The sequence below is a fragment of the Pseudomonas sp. MIL19 genome (assembly GCF_028680365.1).
Lineage (GTDB): Bacteria > Pseudomonadota > Gammaproteobacteria > Pseudomonadales > Pseudomonadaceae > Aquipseudomonas > Aquipseudomonas spirodelae.
On the sequence record NZ_JAPPVG010000003.1, the window covers coordinates 226,968 to 242,094 of the forward strand.

The following is a 15,127-nucleotide window of genomic DNA, read 5'->3' on the forward strand; positions in this document are numbered from 1 at the left end:
GTGGGCTTGCAACAGGTCGCAGATTATAGCGAAGACTGCAGAGCACCGACACCGCCAGACGCTTTCGTGGCGCACAGGATGTATGCCACACTGGCCGCCTTTCGGGTTTGCTTGACAAGGATTTATGCACCCACTGCTACCCAGCCTCGCTGCTGCCTGCCTTTACGCCGGCGCCGCACTCTATCAAGGCCTGCGCCTGCAACAGCGCAGCACATCCAACAAGCGCCTGCTGATTGCACTCGGCACATTGGCTTTGCTTCTGCACGGCAGCAGCCTGTTCCTGCAGATGTTTGATGCCAGCGGCTTGTCGCTGGACTTCTTTAAGGCCGCCAGCCTGATTGCCGCCGCCGTTATTCTGCTGACCCTGTTGGCCTGCGCGCGGATTCCGGTGGAAAACCTGCTACTGCTGCTATTCCCACTGGGAGTGGTCACCGTCTTGCTCGCCCAGTTCATGCCCAGCGGCACCACCCAGGCTATCAACGAGGCGCCGGGTATAATCGCCCACATCCTTTTGTCGATTACCGCCTATGGCATGCTCACCATTGCGGTGTTCCAGTCACTGCTGCTGCTCTTGCAAGATCACCAACTCAAGCACAAACACCCCTCCGGGCTTATCAAAAACTTCCCTCCGCTGCAAACCATGGAAAGTCTGCTGTTCAGCTTTCTCTGGGCCGGCTGGGCGTTACTGTCACTCTCGCTGCTGTCTGGCGCACTGTTTATCAGCGACCTGTTTGCTCAGCACCTGGTGCACAAAACCATCCTATCGTGCTTTGCTTGGGTGGTCTTTGCCGTACTCCTGTGGGGCCGCCACCAACTCGGCTGGCGTGGCCATAAAGCCATTCGCTGGACCCTGACGGGCTTTTGCCTGCTGATGCTGGCCTATTTCGGCAGCAAGCTGGTTCGCGAATTTATCCTGCACATCTGAGACCCCTTCCGTGGACGACCTTCAATCCAGCTACCTGCTTGGGCTGCTGATTTTTTTGATTCTTTGCTCGGCATTCTTCTCCAGTTCGGAGACCGGCATGCTCAGCCTCAATCGCTATCGCCTCAAGCACATGGCCAAGGAAGGGCATAAAGGCGCCAAGCGCGTGACCGCCCTACTCAGCCGCCCAGATCGTCTGCTCGGCACCATCCTGGTTGGCAACAATGTGGTCAATATTCTCGCCGCGTCCATCGCCACGGTATTGGCCGTCGACATGTGGGGCGAAGCCGGGATCGCGATTGCCACTGCAGGCCTGACCATCGTGGTGCTGATTTTTGGTGAAATCACCCCCAAAACATTGGCGGCCCTACGCCCAGAGCTGGTGGCGTTTCCCGCCAGCCGCGTGCTGCAGCTGCTGCAGCGCCTGCTTTACCCGGTGGTCTGGACAACCAGCACAATCAGTAACGGGCTGCTGCGTCTGCTTGGCGTCGACCCTTCACTGCGCGCCAGCGACAGCCTGTCCACCGAAGAGCTACGCAGCGTGGTGCGCGAGTCCGCCGTTGGCATGCCGAAAAACCGCCAGAACATGCTGCTCGGCATCCTTGACCTTGAGCGGGTGACGGTGGATGACATCATGATCCCGCGCAACGAAGTCACCGGCATCAACCTTGATGACGACCTCGAAAGCATCATCAGCCTGCTGACCAACACCACGCACACGCGCCTGCCGGTGTTTCGTACGGACATCAACCAGATCGAAGGCATCGTGCACATGCGCCAAATTGCCCGCCTGCTGTCGCACAACGAGCTGAGCAAAGAGGCGCTACTGACAGCCTGCAACGAACCGTATTTCGTACCGGAAGGCACGCCGCTGTCGACTCAACTGATCAACTTTCAGAAGCAGAAGCGTCGGATTGGTATCGTCGTCGATGAATACGGCGACGTGATCGGCATCGTCACCCTGGAAGACATTCTCGAAGAAATCGTTGGCGACTTCAGCAATCAAGACACCCTGCGCAGCCCGGATATTCACCCCCAGGAAGACGGCACCCAGGTGATCGATGGCGCCGCCTATATCCGTGAAATCAACAAGGCGCTGGACTGGCACCTGCCCTGCGATGGCCCCAAGACCCTCAACGGCCTGGTAACCGAAGCCCTGGAAAGCATCCCCGACAGCGCCGTATGCCTGAAGATTGGCCCGTACCGCCTGGAGATTCTGCAGTCCTCAGAGAACCGGGTAAAAAGCGTACGCGCCTGGCAGGCCAAGCCTAAGGCGCACAGCGAGCCGCCGGCGCAAGACTGACGGCCAACCCCTGCGCCCACACGCGATAGCCCAGACTTGACGGGTGATAACCATCACGCGCTAGGTACTCGGCAGAAAATTCCAGGTCAACCGTGTGATGGCTCGCCCCTACGCCCACCGCCAACTGACGTAAGCGCGTATCCAGCAAACCTGCGCGTAGACCAAGCAAGCGCCGCAACAGCCAGGGCAACGCAGTAAAATGCTGCAGCGGCGGCACACTACTAAACGCCACCGCGGCTCCGCGTGCCACCAACGCCTCAGCCATGCTGCCGAGCGCAGCCTCCCAGCGCGCCAACGAGGTCAAATGCGTGGTGTCGTTAACACCAAACACCAACAGCGCCAGATCAAAGGGCTGACCCAGCACTTGCGGCAATAAGCGCTCACGCGCTTGCTCAGCGGTAATACCGTTCTCGCCACAAGCCCGCCAGGCTACCGGCCGCCCCTCACGTACCGCCAACGCCAAAGCTAGCTGCCCAACTAACGCCGCCTGCAGCTGATCAACCCCTACGCCGACAACGGTCGATTCACCCAGCACCAGCAGGCGCAACGGCTCGCCCGGCAACGCCTGGCCCGACACACCACGCGACAACCCGGCCGCTGGGGGTAAACGCAGCGCTTTACGCCGCGTATAAACAGCCAACGGCAGCGCCACCGGTGCCAGCAGCGTAAAACCTAGCCACCATGCACCGGCGCGCCAAGCGCTCACAGCTCGACCTGAACCGCCTGCGCTGCACGCGTAGCCTTGGCCCGCGCCGCCGACAATGACTCATCACGCGCCAACGCCACACCCATGCGCCGCTGACCGCTGACTTCTGGTTTGCCGAACAAGCGCAGGGCGGTATCTGGCTCGGCTAGAGCGGCTGCCAAATTGCCAAAACTGACCTGCTGCGACTCGCCCTCAACCAAGACCACCGCAGACGCCGACGGGCCAAACTGGCGAATGGCAGGGATTGGCAAGCCGAGAATGGCCCGCGCATGCAGGGCGAACTCGGACAGGTCCTGAGAAATCAGGGTGACCAGGCCGGTGTCATGCGGGCGCGGCGAGATTTCGCAGAACCACACCTGATCGCCTTTAACGAACAACTCGACGCCAAACAACCCGCGACCACCCAGTGAGCCGGTGACCGCCAGGGCAATGCGCTCGGCCTCAGCCAGCGCCTTGGCACTCATCGGTTGTGGCTGCCAGGATTCCTGGTAATCACCCTTGACCTGACGGTGGCCGACCGGCGCACAGAACGTGGTGCCGCCACTGTGGCGCACAGTGAGTAGCGCGATTTCATAATCAAAATCGATAAAGCCCTCGACGATCACCCGCCCCTTGCCGGCGCGCCCACCCGCCTGAGCGTAATCCCAGGCCGACTGCAGGTCATCAATGCTCTTCAGGACCGACTGGCCCTTGCCGGAGGAACTCATGATCGGTTTGATCAGGCAGGGAAAGCCAATAGCCGCAACCGCTGCCTGGCACTGCTCGAAAGAGTCGGCAAACTGATACGGCGAGGTCGGCAAGCCCAGCTCTTCGGCGGCCAGACGACGAATGCCTTCGCGGTTCATGGTCAGCTGGGCGGCGCGGGCACTGGGAATCACGGTGAAGCCTTCGTTCTCCAGCTCAACCAGGGTCGCGGTAGCAATGGCCTCAATTTCCGGCACGATGTAGTGCGGCTGCTCTAGCTCGATCACCGCACGCAACGCGTTACCGTCGAGCATGTCGATCACATGACTGCGGTGCGCCACCTGCATGGCTGGCGCATTGGCGTAACGATCCACGGCAATCACTTCAACACCCAAGCGCTGCAGCTCAATCGCCACTTCCTTGCCCAGCTCACCAGAGCCGCACAACAGCACACGGGTCGCACTCGACGACAAAGGGGTTCCGATACGGGGCATGGAAAATCCTCAAACGAACAAATAGAAGGCGGTATTACAACAAGATGCCTTGGGCCTGGGCGCGCTCATGGCAATGCAGCAGCACCTGGCGGCGCTCAGCATTGTCCATTTGGCCCCAACGGGTAATTTCGGCGACTGAGCGCTGACAGCCGATACACAGGTCTTGATCATCCAGCGCACAGACATGCACGCAGGGCGAGGCAACCGGACGTTCCTGCTCCATCAGTCATCCTGCTCTGACAAGTCGCGGGCGTAACGCTGAGCGTTGTGCACGTAATGCGCGGCGCTGGCTTCAAGCATTTTCTTTTGCGCCTCGGTCAGCTCACGCACCACTTTGCCCGGCGAGCCCATGACCAGCGAACCATCGGGAATTTCCTTGCCTTCACCGATCAGGCTATTGGCGCCGATGATGCAGTACTTGCCGATTTTTGCGCCATTGAGCACCACCGCATTGATGCCGATCAGGCTGTAATCGCCCACCGTGCAGCCATGCAGCATGGCGTTATGGCCGATGGTTACGCCAGTGCCAATAGTCAGCGGGAAGCCCATATCGGTATGCATCACCGTGCCGTCTTGCACGTTGCTGTTCTCACCGACATGAATCAGCTCGTTGTCACCGCGTAACACGGCGTTGAACCACACGCTTGCGCCCGGCTCAAGTTTGACCTTGCCGACCAAGGTGGCATTAGGCGCAACCCAGCTGTCGGCATGGGCGTCTACGTGGGACTGGCCCAATCGGTATTTCATGCGTTATTCCTCATCCCACGGTCATGTGAGCTTGATGAAGTGCTCGGGCGGCTGGCGCATATCGATATGCACATCGTCGAACACCAGGTTGACCAACTCGATCAACATGATCGCCGTCAGCCCCCAGATTTTATATTCGCCGTAGCGGTAACTTGGCACATACCAGCTGCGCCCGAGGTAATCGATACGGTGAGTGGTTTCCCGTGGGTCATCACGAAAGAATGCCAGCGGCACGGCAAACACGGCGGCAATCTCGCCATCATTGGGCTTGTACTCGACAAAATCCGGCACCAGGCAGACATAAGGCGTGACCTGAATGCCATGACGCGAGACCAAGGTGCTGAGCGGCCCAATGATCTCGACCAGCCCAGGCGGCAGGCCAATTTCTTCCTCGGCCTCGCGCAAGGCAGTCTGCACCAAATCGACATCTTCCGGATCACGCCGCCCGCCGGGAAAGGCCACTTCGCCACCGTGGGTGGACAGGCCGCTGGCGCGTAACGTCAGCACCACTTCCGGCTCGTCACTGCGGGTGATGGGCACCAGCACTGCAGCCTCAGGGTAGCGTGTGTCGATCGGCATATCCTGCGGGCTATAGCCACGCATGCGAAGGAGCAACTCTTCCAGCATGGGGATTCTCGGTGTTTTATTCTGCCGCCGATGATGGCACGAAAGCAGCGCACCGCCCAAGCCCCATGCCGCCGACTGCAATCATTCAGGCGCTCGATAAGCCTGCCTTCAAGCGCTTGCCGAGCACCCGCTGCGCACGCCAAGATAGCCCACACGCAACGAGGATCTGGAATGAAGTTCTGTAGCAACTGTGGCGGTTCGATCAGTTACCACATCCCGCAGGGTGACAACCGCTTGCGCCACGTCTGCGCGCAATGCCAGATGGTGCACTACCAGAACCCGCGAATCATTGCCGGGTGCCTGCCGGTATGGGGCGAACAAGTGCTGCTGTGCCGACGCGCCATCGAGCCACGACGGGGCTACTGGACCCTGCCGGCCGGCTTTATGGAGAACGGCGAGACCCTCGAACAAGCCGCCGCCCGCGAAACCCATGAAGAAGCCTGCGCCCGGGTACGCGACCTCAGTCTCTACACCCTGTTTGATTTGCCGCACATTAACCAGGTGTACATGCTGTTTCGTGCAGAGTTGGTCGATCTGAACTTTGCCCCCGGCGAAGAAAGCCTTGAAGTTGAGCTTTTCCATGAGCAGAACATCCCCTGGTCAGAGCTGGCTTTCCCGACCATCGGGCGTACCTTAGAATGCTACTTCGCCGACCGCCTTACGCAGCACTACCCGGTCCGCAACGAGCCGCTTGAAGCCTTGCGCGCACATTACAAGAAAGCCTTTTGATCCATGGGAAATACGATGCGCTGGTTGTTCGCCCTACTCTGCCTGACCGCTACTTTGACTGGCCAAGCCAGCACCACCCCGACACTTAACGGCAAAATCATCGACAAGGTCTTGGTGGTTAAATCCGAACGCACGCTGCACCTGATCAGCCGTGGCGACACCCTCAAGTCTTACCGCATGTCACTGGGCAAAAAGCCTGAAGGTGCCAAACAATACGAAGGCGACATGCGTACCCCAGAGGGTTTTTATTGGATCGACTGGCGTAAGACCAGCGACAAATACAACCTCTCCATGCACATTTCCTACCCTAACGCGCGCGACCAAGCGCAAGCCCGCGCCAAGGGCATATCAGCCGGCGGCATGATCATGATCCACGGCACGCCGCTGGATGAGGAATACCCCGAGTGGTTCTTCCACACCCTGGACTGGACCGAAGGCTGCATCGCCATGAAGAACACCGATATGCGCGAAATCTGGAGCCTGGTTAAGGACGGCACACTGATCGAAATCAGACCCTGATCGCCAGATGAAAAAGGCACCTTCGCGGTGCCTTTTTACGCCTTAGAACTGAATATCAGACAGCCGCCACACCTCAAAGGCCGGCGTCTCGTAGGGATGCTGCTGTTTCATGGCCTTAACCGCCGCATGGATCAGCTCATCAGCCACGACCATCTCGACCTTCCACTCCATGACCTGCTCGACCCGCCCCAACTGGCCAATAAATGGCTGACTGCCTTCCAGCGCACGAAACTGGCCCTGCCCCAAGATTTGCCAGCAACACTGGTCATAGTGACCAATGCGTCCGCCACCGGCGCTAAACACCGCATTCTTAACGCATTCCAAGTGCGTTTCAGGCACATAAAAGCACAGCTTGTACATTAGGGTCTCCCCCGCAAAAGCATATAAAAGCGTGGCGACAAGGCCACTGCGCATGAGCGTTTTTACTGACTGAATCGGCGCAACCTACGCCCTTAAAATCAGCGGCGTGCTCAACACATCAGCGCAAACTGCAAGGCACCACGCCAGCTAACCCCCACGCCAAAATCGCCACCAACGGTCTTTAAGACTCCTTACCGGCGGATGATGACTGCCATCACAATAGGGTAGACGGTGCGACAAACCGCAACGGCAAAGCAGCAGAAATTGCTCACGCTCAGGCAGCAGTTCAAGTTTTTCGGGGCACGCACAAACACAATCAGGAAGCTGGGACGAACGCCCGCAGCGGCACAGCTGTAAGGTATCGCCAGGTTTAACCTGGCGCACCTCAGGTAAAACGGGCGCAGGCTTACTCAACATAAGCCCGCACCACGTGGATCAATCCACCCACACACGCGCGTTGCGGAACATCCGCAGCCAGCCCGCATCGTCCTGCCAGTCGTCCGGTTTCCAGGAGTTCTGTACGGCGCGGAAGACTCGCTCCGGGTGCGGCATCATGATGGTCACGCGACCGTCGCGACTGGTCAGGCCGGTAATCCCGCGCGGCGAACCGTTAGGGTTGGCCGGGTAGGTTTCAGTGACCTTGCCGTGGTTATCGATAAAGCGCATCGCCACGCAGCCGGACAGGTCGGCTTCGAGCAGGGCTTCCTCGCTCTCAAACTCGGCATGGCCTTCACCGTGAGCGATGGCGATTGGCATACGCGAACCGGCCATCCCCTGCAGGAAGATCGAGGCCGACTCTTGCACCTGCACCATCGCCACTCGCGCTTCGAACTGCTCCGAACGGTTGCGCACGAAGTGCGGCCAGAACTCGCTGCCCGGGATCAGCTCGTGCAAGTTGCTCATCATCTGGCAACCGTTACACACGCCCAAGGCGAAGCTGTCCTTGCGTTCGAAGAAGGCCTGGAAGCCATCACGCGCCCGGCTGTTGAACAACACTGACTTAGCCCAACCTTCGCCGGCGCCGAGTACGTCGCCGTAGGAGAAGCCACCGCAGGCAACCAGGCCCTTGAAGGCGTCTAGGCTGACGCGACCGCTGAGGATGTCGCTCATGTGCACATCAATCGCATTGAAGCCGGCGCGATCGAAGGCAGCCGCCATTTCCACCTGACCGTTAACGCCCTGCTCACGCAGCACAGCGATCTGCGGACGCACACCCTTGCGGATATACGGCGCGCTGATGTCTTCATTGACATCAAAACCGAGCTTGACCGACAGACCGGGGTTATCTTCCTCCAGCAAGCCATCAAACTCTTGATCAGCACATTCAACGTTATCGCGCAAACGCTGGATCTGATAGCTGGTCTGTGCCCACTGACGCTGCAGCAGATGACGCTGGCCGGCGAAAACCGGCTGACCACCAAAGTTGATCGCCACGTCATCACTGTTGACCGGCTGACCGATCACCGCCACGCAGTCGCCCAGACCTGCCGCGCTGAACTGTGCCAGCACTTCTGGCGTGGCATCTTGATGCACCTGAATCACGGCGCCCAACTCTTCGTTGAACAGCACCGCCGCCAGCTCAGCACTTTCGGCAGCCAATGCATCGAGGTACAGGTTGAGGCCACAATGACCGGCAAATGCCATTTCCAGGGCAGTAACCAGTAGGCCACCGTCAGAACGGTCGTGGTAAGCAAGGATATGACCGTCGGCGTTCAAGCCCTGGATCACCGCAAAGAAGGCTTTGAGGTCTTCGGCGTCATCAACATCCGGGGCCTGGCTGCCGAGCTTGCTGTAGACCTGGGTGAGGATCGATGCACCCAAGCGGTTCTGCCCACGGCCGAGGTCGATCAGGATCAAATCAGTTTCGCCCTTATCCATACGCAGTTGCGGGGTCAGGGTCTTGCGAATATCGCTGACCGGCGCAAAGCCGGTCACCACCAGGGACAGCGGCGAGGTCACGCTCTTGTCAGCACCCTCGTCGCGCCATTGGGTCTTCATCGACATCGAGTCTTTGCCCACCGGAATGGTGATACCCAGCTCCGGACAAAGCTCCATGCCCACCGCTTTAACGGTGTCGTACAGGCGCGCGTCTTCACCCGGATGGCCCGCAGCGGACATCCAGTTGGCAGACAATTTGATCTCGCTGATGGCATTAATGCGCGAAGCCGCCAGGTTGGTCAGGGTTTCACCAATCGCCATCCGCCCGGATGCAGCCGCATCCAGCAGCGCCAGCGGGGTGCGCTCACCCATGGCCATGGCCTCACCGGTGTACACATCAAAGCTGGTGGCAGTAACGGCGCAGTCAGCCACCGGCACCTGCCAAGGGCCAACCATCTGATCACGCGCCACCAGACCAGTAATGGTGCGGTCGCCGATGGTGATCAGGAAGCTCTTGCTGGCCACAGCCGGGTGATGCAGAACGCGGGTGACCGCTTCATCAATCGCCAGGGTGCTGGCATCAAAGTCATCACCCAGCTCATTTTCACGCGTGGCCGAGCGATGCATACGCGGGGCTTTGCCCAGCAGCACGTTAAGCGGCATGTCCACGGCATTGTTGCCAAAGTGGCTGTCGGTTACGGTCAGGTGAGCTTCTTCAGTGGCCTCACCGACTACGGCAAACGGGCAGCGCTCACGCTCACAGATGGCTTTGAAACGCTCGAAATTGGCAGCATCCACCGCAAGCACGTAGCGCTCTTGGGATTCGTTACTCCAAATCTCGTGCGGCGCCATGCCCGGCTCATCATTCGGCACGTTGCGCAGCTCGAAGCGGCCGCCACGACCGCCATCGTTAACCAATTCAGGGAAGGCGTTGGACAAACCGCCCGCACCGACGTCGTGGATAAAGGCAATCGGGTTGCTCTCGCCCAGCTGCCAGCAACGGTCGATGACTTCCTGACAGCGACGCTCCATTTCCGGGTTTTCGCGCTGCACCGAGGCGAAATCCAGGTCTGCCGAGCTGGTGCCAGTGGCCATCGACGAGGCTGCGCCGCCGCCCAGGCCGATCAGCATGGCCGGGCCACCGAGCACGATCAGCTTGGCGCCGACGGTAATCTCGCCTTTCTGCACGTGTTCAGCGCGGATGTTACCCATGCCGCCCGCGAGCATGATGGGCTTGTGGTAACCGCGTACTTCTTCACCGCGCGGCGTCTGGATCGCCTGCTCGAAGGTGCGGAAGTAACCGGTCAGAGCCGGACGACCGAACTCGTTATTGAACGCCGCGCCACCCAGCGGACCTTCAATCATGATGTCCAGCGCGGTAACGATGCGCTCAGGCTTGCCGTACGGCACTTCCCACGGCTGCTCGAAACCCGGAATTTGCAGGTTGGACACGGTGAAGCCGGTGAGCCCCGCCTTCGGCTTGGCGCCGCGGCCGGTGGCACCTTCGTCACGGATCTCGCCACCAGAGCCAGTGGCAGCCCCTGGGAACGGCGCAATCGCCGTTGGGTGGTTGTGGGTTTCCACCTTCATCAGGATATGCACCGGCTCCTGCACCGCGCCGTACTGACGGGTTTCTGGGTCCGGATAGAAGCGCCCGGCAACGTTGCCGACGATCACCGAGGCGTTGTCCTTATAAGCCGACAACACACCTTCGCTGTGCATCTGGTAGGTGTTTTTGATCATGCCGAACAGGGATTTCTCCTGGCTCTGGCCATCAATATCCCAGCTGGCATTGAAGATTTTGTGGCGGCAATGCTCAGAGTTAGCCTGGGCGAACATCATCAGTTCGATGTCGTGCGGGTTGCGCCCCAAACCATTGAAGCTGGTCACCAGGTAATCAATTTCGTCTTCGGCAAGGGCCAGGCCCAGCTCGACGTTGGCCAGTACCAGCGCGGCGCGACCGCCACCGAGAATATCCACTGCGGTCAGCGGCTTAGGCTGCGCATGGCTGAACAGTGCGGCGGCGCCTTCGAGGTTATCCAGCACCAACTGAGTCATGCGGTCATGCAGCAGATCAGCCACCAGCTGCGCCTCGGCGGCATTTAGCTCGCCGCTGACGTAGTACGCCAGGCCGCGTTCAATGCGCTGAATCTTCGCCAGGCCACAGTTACGAGCGATGTCGCTGGCCTTGCTCGACCAGGGCGAAATGGTGCCAAAGCGCGGAATGGCCAGGAACAGGCGGCCAGTTGGCTCCTGCACAGGCACACTCGGGCCATATTTCAGCAAACGGGCCAATACCTGCTCTTCGTCGGCACTCAGAACACCGGACACTTCGGCGAAGTGCGCGAACTCGGCATACAGACCGGTGACCGCAGGAACCTTACTGGTCAGTTGTTCAAGCAATTTGCCGTGACGGAAAGCAGAAAGGGCGGGAGCGCCGCGCAGGATCAACATCGGGGACAGCCTCTGGGAAGGGGTGTACTTTGAGGCCGTGCATTCTAGCCTAAAGCGTCGCCAACGGCACCCGCGAAGGCCTGCCTCTGTTAGCGCCACATGACAAAGCCAGGCACCCGCTTAAATGCCCGGCTGGCAACTCACCACCCGCACCATTTTGCTAGCAGAGAAGCCTTCCGCTGTCGATATATGGCGCGACCCATGCTTTGCGTATACTGCGCCAATGTTTGCCCAATCTGCGTTCCGTGTGCGCCGCGCCTGCTGGCTGTCGGTGATCGGAATCCTCCTGGTGCTCGGCGGCTGTGCTGAAGAACCCAGCACACTCGAGCGCGTTCAGGCGGAGGGTGTACTGCGGGTGATCACCCGTAACAGCCCGGCCACCTACTTCCAGGACCGTAACGGCGAAACCGGCTTTGAATACGAGCTGGTCAAACGCTTTGCCGACGACCTGGGCGTTGAACTAAAAATCGAAACCGCCGACAACCTCGATGACCTGTTTACCAGCCTGAACAAACCTAACGGCCCGGCCCTGGCCGCTGCCGGTTTGGTAGAAAGCGACGGACGGCAACAGTACGCACGCTTCTCCCTACCCTACCTCGAAGTCACGCCGCAGGTTATCTACCGCAACGGCGAACAACGCCCGACTCGCCCCAGTGACTTAGTCGGTAAGCGAATCCTAGTACTTAAAGGCAGCAGCCATGCCGAACAGCTGGCAGCGCTCAAACTGCAACTGCCTGAGCTGACCTACGAAGAATCCGCCGCCATTGAAGTCGTCGACCTGCTGCGCATGGTTGATGAGGGGCAAATCGATCTAACCCTGGTCGACTCTAACGAGCTGGCCATGAACCAAGTCTATTTTTCCAACGTACGCGTGGCCTTTGACTTTGGCGATTCGCAGAACCTGGCATGGGCTACCGCACCCGGCGTGGACAATAGCCTGCTCGATGAAATCAATGTCTTCATCATGCGCTCGCAAAAAAATGGCAGCCTAAAGCGCCTGAAGGACCGCTACTACGGCCACGTTGATGTACTCGGCTATGTTGGCGCCTACACCTTCGCCAAACACCTGCAGCAGCGCCTGCCTCGTTACGAAAAATACTTTCGCGAAGCCGCCAAGGTCAATCAGGTGGACTGGCGCTTACTCGCCGCCATGGGCTATCAGGAATCACTCTGGCAACCCACCGCAACCTCGAAAACCGGCGTCCGTGGGCTGATGATGCTGACGTTGCGCACCGCCCAGGCCATGGGTGTTTCGGATCGCCTAGACCCCAAGCAAAGCATTCAAGGCGGCGCCAAATATATTGTGCACGTGAAGAACCAGCTGCCCGAAAGCATTCTAGAACCCGACCGCACCTGGTTTGCCCTGGCCTCGTACAACGTCGGCGGCGGGCACCTGGAAGACGCCCGCAAGCTCACCGAAGCCGAAGGCCTCGACCCGAATAAGTGGCTGGATGTGCAAAAAATTCTGCCGCGCCTGGCGCAGAAACAGTGGTACAGCAAGACTCGCTACGGCTATGCCCGCGGCGGTGAGCCGGTGCATTTTGTACGCAACATTCGCCGTTACTACGACATTCTCACCTGGGTAACCCAGCCGCAGCTGGAAGGCTCGCAAATCGCCGAAAGCAACCAACACGTACCGGGCATCGATAAAAGCCAGCCCATTCAGCAGACGCCGCCGCTTTAACGCTGCTCGCGCCGCGCCTTGAAGAAGGCACTCAGCACCTCGCCGCACTCCTGCGCCAACACCCCACCCTCAACCAACACCCGATGGTTGAGAAACGCCTGATTAAAGAACTCGCCTCGGCTCAACGCCACCCCCGCCTTGGGCTCAGTTGCGCCAAACACCACGCGCTGCACCCGCGCATGCACAATCAAACCGGCGCACATGCTGCACGGCTCCAGCGTCACATACAGCGTACTGCCCGGCAGCCGATAGTTATCCACGGCCTGCGCAGCAGCGCGAACCGCCACCATTTCGGCATGCGCACTCGGGTCATGGGTGGAAATCGGGCAATTAAACCCGCGCCCGACAATCACCCCGCCCTGCACCAGCACGGCGCCGACCGGCACCTCGCCCAGCGCCGCACCTTCGGCGGCCAGCGCCAGCGCCTCACGCATAAAGTGCGCATCCTGGCTGCGGTCAACAATCAATGGACGGCGCATCAGGCCACCTCAATCGCGGCCATCAGGCCGGTTTCCATGTGGTCAATCACATGGCAATGGAACATCCAGATTCCCGGGTTATCGGCGACAAACGCGATACGCGCCACTTCATTCTTGCCCAGCAGATAGGTGTCGGTGAAATACGGAATGATCTTCTTGCGGTTGGATGAGATGACTTTGAATGCCAGCCCGTGCAAGTGAATCGGGTGCAGGTACTGCGCCATATTGCGCAGCTCGAAGATGTAGTGGCCATCTTGCTTCAGGCTGGCTATCGGCCGATCGGCACAGGTCTTATCGTTGATATCCCAGGCCTGACCGTTGATCTGCCAGTACTTGGCCGGCCCGTTATCACCCTCACTGACCAAGCGCGCCGACCACTCAAAGTTAAACCGCAGCACCTCAGCGCGCTCAAGGTCAGGCTCCGCCACAGGATTAGCCGGCAGCTGCGCCGGCCACGCGCCGGCAGCCTCAACACTGGCCACACTTTTCAGCGTCGCCAAGCGCAGCGGACCATTGCGCAGCGACAACTCCACACCCGCCTCCGGCACACGCACCGCCAGGTCAATACGCATCCCCGGCCCTAACCAATATTCCTTACCCAAAGGCCGCGGCTCAATCGGGTGGCCATCCAGCGCATACAAGCGCGCCTCGGCGCCCGGCAGGTTGAGCCGGTACGTCACGGTGTTATCCAGATTCAACATCCGCAGCCGCACCACCTGCCCAGCAGGCAATTCAAGTACAGGAACAGGCTTGCCATTAACCGTACTGAGCCGACCACGCGTGCCCTCACGCGCCGCCTCGCGCGGCACACTGAATGCAGTGAAAGCACCCTGCTCATCGACATGCCAGGTTTTCAGGCTCAGGGTGCGCTCATGGGCAAAACCGGTGGGCTCGCGCTCCTCGACAATCAACGGGCCGACCAAGCCGCGACCAAGCTGCTCGGCGCTGCTCAGGTGCGGGTGGTACCAGAAGTTGCCGGCATCTTCGGTCTTGAAGCGGTAATCAAAATACTCGCCCGGCAGCACCGGCAGCTGCGAGACATAGGGCACACCATCCATCTCCAGCGGCAGGCGGATGCCATGCCAGTGAATCGTGGTCGGCTCGTCCAGATGATTGATAAAACGCACCCGCAACCAGTCACCCTGACGCGCGCGAATTTCCAGCCCCGGCACTTGCCCGGCATAGCCCCAGGCCGGGGTGATGTGCCCAGGCACCAGTTCGACATCCAGCGGCGCGGCAATCAACTCGTAATCATGGCTCGCCTGGTTTTCTGCACGCCCCAGCCAGTAACGCACGCCACCGACACCAAGCCCGGCGACGCCCAATGCGCTAAGACCAGCCAGAACCTGCCTGCGAGTAAACGCCATATTCGCTCCCGTGATCCGGATCCACTCCGGAGCAGTAGGCCGCCCGATGCATTTCAGGCAGCTAGTTGCAATATCTTCTCATTTACACCCACAGCAAGGCGAGCCTCGCATAGCGCGCGATTGCCGCACCCACAGAAACAACAAAGGCAGCTCGCGCTGCCTTTGTGGCGTTTC

General features: G+C 59.8%; 15 protein-coding genes. 5 read left to right on the forward strand and 10 right to left on the reverse strand.

Annotated elements, in window-relative coordinates; translation table 11 throughout:
* Positions 1 to 124: 124 nt before the first annotated feature.
* Together N1078_RS04150 and N1078_RS04155 are read left to right on the forward strand one after the other, a co-directional pair.
* On the forward strand, positions 125 to 925 hold the full coding sequence (locus tag N1078_RS04150) for a cytochrome C assembly family protein (protein WP_274086936.1): 801 nt from the start codon (positions 125 to 127) through the stop codon (positions 923 to 925).
* A gap of 10 nt (positions 926 to 935) precedes the next feature.
* A complete protein-coding gene (locus tag N1078_RS04155) occupies positions 936 to 2,225 on the forward strand; it encodes an HlyC/CorC family transporter (protein ID WP_274086937.1) in 1,290 nt (429 codons plus the stop codon).
* Here N1078_RS04155 and N1078_RS04160 read toward each other — a convergent pair.
* From N1078_RS04160 to N1078_RS04180, 5 genes are read right to left on the reverse strand one after another with little or no spacing between them, the layout of a single operon-like run.
* Positions 2,191 to 2,931 (reverse strand): SGNH/GDSL hydrolase family protein, encoded by a 741-nt coding sequence (locus N1078_RS04160; RefSeq protein ID WP_274086938.1) that lies wholly within the window; start codon positions 2,929 to 2,931, stop codon positions 2,191 to 2,193. The two genes, N1078_RS04155 and N1078_RS04160, sit on opposite strands and share 35 nt — an antisense overlap.
* Positions 2,928 to 4,109: a formate-dependent phosphoribosylglycinamide formyltransferase gene (gene purT, locus N1078_RS04165; protein ID WP_274086939.1), complete on the reverse strand. Its 1,182-nt coding sequence runs from the start codon at positions 4,107 to 4,109 to the stop codon at positions 2,928 to 2,930. Before purT ends, N1078_RS04160 begins: the two co-directional genes overlap by 4 nt.
* A gap of 34 nt (positions 4,110 to 4,143) precedes the next feature.
* Complete coding sequence (locus tag N1078_RS04170; protein WP_274086940.1) at positions 4,144 to 4,332, reverse strand: DUF1289 domain-containing protein; 189 nt, start codon at positions 4,330 to 4,332, stop codon at positions 4,144 to 4,146.
* Positions 4,332 to 4,856 carry a gamma carbonic anhydrase family protein gene (locus tag N1078_RS04175; RefSeq protein ID WP_274086941.1) on the reverse strand — a complete coding sequence of 175 codons (525 nt, stop codon included), beginning with the start codon at positions 4,854 to 4,856 and terminating at the stop codon, positions 4,332 to 4,334. Before N1078_RS04175 ends, N1078_RS04170 begins: the two co-directional genes overlap by 1 nt.
* Before the next feature lie 21 nt (positions 4,857 to 4,877).
* The gene (locus tag N1078_RS04180) at positions 4,878 to 5,483 is read right to left on the reverse strand and encodes a CoA pyrophosphatase (protein ID WP_274086942.1); all 606 of its coding nucleotides are present in this window, start codon (positions 5,481 to 5,483) and stop codon (positions 4,878 to 4,880) included.
* Positions 5,484 to 5,654: 171 nt separating this feature from the next.
* Here N1078_RS04180 and N1078_RS04185 point away from each other — a divergent pair, with 171 nt between their 5' ends.
* Positions 5,655 to 6,212, forward strand: coding sequence for an NUDIX hydrolase (locus N1078_RS04185; protein ID WP_274086943.1), 558 nt, complete (start codon positions 5,655 to 5,657; stop codon positions 6,210 to 6,212).
* Positions 6,213 to 6,227: 15 nt separating this feature from the next.
* Positions 6,228 to 6,731 (forward strand): L,D-transpeptidase family protein, encoded by a 504-nt coding sequence (locus N1078_RS04190; RefSeq protein ID WP_274086944.1) that lies wholly within the window; start codon positions 6,228 to 6,230, stop codon positions 6,729 to 6,731.
* A 42-nt stretch (positions 6,732 to 6,773) separates the two neighbouring features.
* On the opposite strand, the gene N1078_RS04195 is transcribed toward N1078_RS04190, so the two are convergent.
* The 3 genes from N1078_RS04195 to purL all read right to left on the reverse strand — a co-directional run bounded on the left by N1078_RS04195 (position 6,774) and on the right by purL (position 11,423).
* A complete protein-coding gene (locus tag N1078_RS04195; protein WP_274086945.1) occupies positions 6,774 to 7,091 on the reverse strand; it encodes a Nif3-like dinuclear metal center hexameric protein in 318 nt (105 codons plus the stop codon).
* Positions 7,092 to 7,238: 147 nt separating this feature from the next.
* Positions 7,239 to 7,508, reverse strand: a complete 270-nt coding sequence (locus tag N1078_RS19600; protein WP_443218083.1) for a CDGSH iron-sulfur domain-containing protein — start codon at positions 7,506 to 7,508, stop codon at positions 7,239 to 7,241.
* An 18-nt stretch (positions 7,509 to 7,526) separates the two neighbouring features.
* Positions 7,527 to 11,423, reverse strand: a complete 3,897-nt coding sequence (purL, locus tag N1078_RS04200) for a phosphoribosylformylglycinamidine synthase (protein ID WP_274086946.1) — start codon at positions 11,421 to 11,423, stop codon at positions 7,527 to 7,529.
* A 223-nt stretch (positions 11,424 to 11,646) separates the two neighbouring features.
* Here purL and mltF point away from each other — a divergent pair, with 223 nt between their 5' ends.
* Complete coding sequence (mltF, locus tag N1078_RS04205) at positions 11,647 to 13,107, forward strand: membrane-bound lytic murein transglycosylase MltF (protein WP_274086947.1); 1,461 nt, start codon at positions 11,647 to 11,649, stop codon at positions 13,105 to 13,107.
* Here mltF and tadA read toward each other — a convergent pair.
* Positions 13,104 to 13,586 (reverse strand): tRNA adenosine(34) deaminase TadA, encoded by a 483-nt coding sequence (gene tadA / locus N1078_RS04210; RefSeq protein ID WP_274086948.1) that lies wholly within the window; start codon positions 13,584 to 13,586, stop codon positions 13,104 to 13,106. The genes mltF and tadA overlap by 4 nt on opposite strands.
* Positions 13,586 to 14,953, reverse strand: coding sequence for a multicopper oxidase family protein (locus N1078_RS04215; protein ID WP_274086949.1), 1,368 nt, complete (start codon positions 14,951 to 14,953; stop codon positions 13,586 to 13,588). Before N1078_RS04215 ends, tadA begins: the two co-directional genes overlap by 1 nt.
* Positions 14,954 to 15,127 lie beyond the last annotated feature (174 nt).

Coding starts and splice junctions, on each gene's coding strand:
- N1078_RS04150 (WP_274086936.1), top strand. CDS start 125: ATGCACCCACTGCTACCCAGCCTCGCTGCTGCCTGCCTTTACGCCGGC.
- purT (WP_274086939.1), bottom strand. CDS start 4,109: ATGCCCCGTATCGGAACCCCTTTGTCGTCGAGTGCGACCCGTGTGCTG.
- N1078_RS04170 (WP_274086940.1), bottom strand. CDS start 4,332: ATGGAGCAGGAACGTCCGGTTGCCTCGCCCTGCGTGCATGTCTGTGCG.
- N1078_RS04175 (WP_274086941.1), bottom strand. CDS start 4,856: ATGAAATACCGATTGGGCCAGTCCCACGTAGACGCCCATGCCGACAGC.
- N1078_RS04180 (WP_274086942.1), bottom strand. CDS start 5,483: ATGCTGGAAGAGTTGCTCCTTCGCATGCGTGGCTATAGCCCGCAGGAT.
- N1078_RS04185 (WP_274086943.1), top strand. CDS start 5,655: ATGAAGTTCTGTAGCAACTGTGGCGGTTCGATCAGTTACCACATCCCG.
- N1078_RS04190 (WP_274086944.1), top strand. CDS start 6,228: ATGCGCTGGTTGTTCGCCCTACTCTGCCTGACCGCTACTTTGACTGGC.
- N1078_RS04195 (WP_274086945.1), bottom strand. CDS start 7,091: ATGTACAAGCTGTGCTTTTATGTGCCTGAAACGCACTTGGAATGCGTT.
- N1078_RS19600 (WP_443218083.1), bottom strand. CDS start 7,508: ATGTTGAGTAAGCCTGCGCCCGTTTTACCTGAGGTGCGCCAGGTTAAA.
- purL (WP_274086946.1), bottom strand. CDS start 11,423: ATGTTGATCCTGCGCGGCGCTCCCGCCCTTTCTGCTTTCCGTCACGGC.
- mltF (WP_274086947.1), top strand. CDS start 11,647: ATGTTTGCCCAATCTGCGTTCCGTGTGCGCCGCGCCTGCTGGCTGTCG.
- tadA (WP_274086948.1), bottom strand. CDS start 13,586: ATGCGCCGTCCATTGATTGTTGACCGCAGCCAGGATGCGCACTTTATG.
- N1078_RS04215 (WP_274086949.1), bottom strand. CDS start 14,953: ATGGCGTTTACTCGCAGGCAGGTTCTGGCTGGTCTTAGCGCATTGGGC.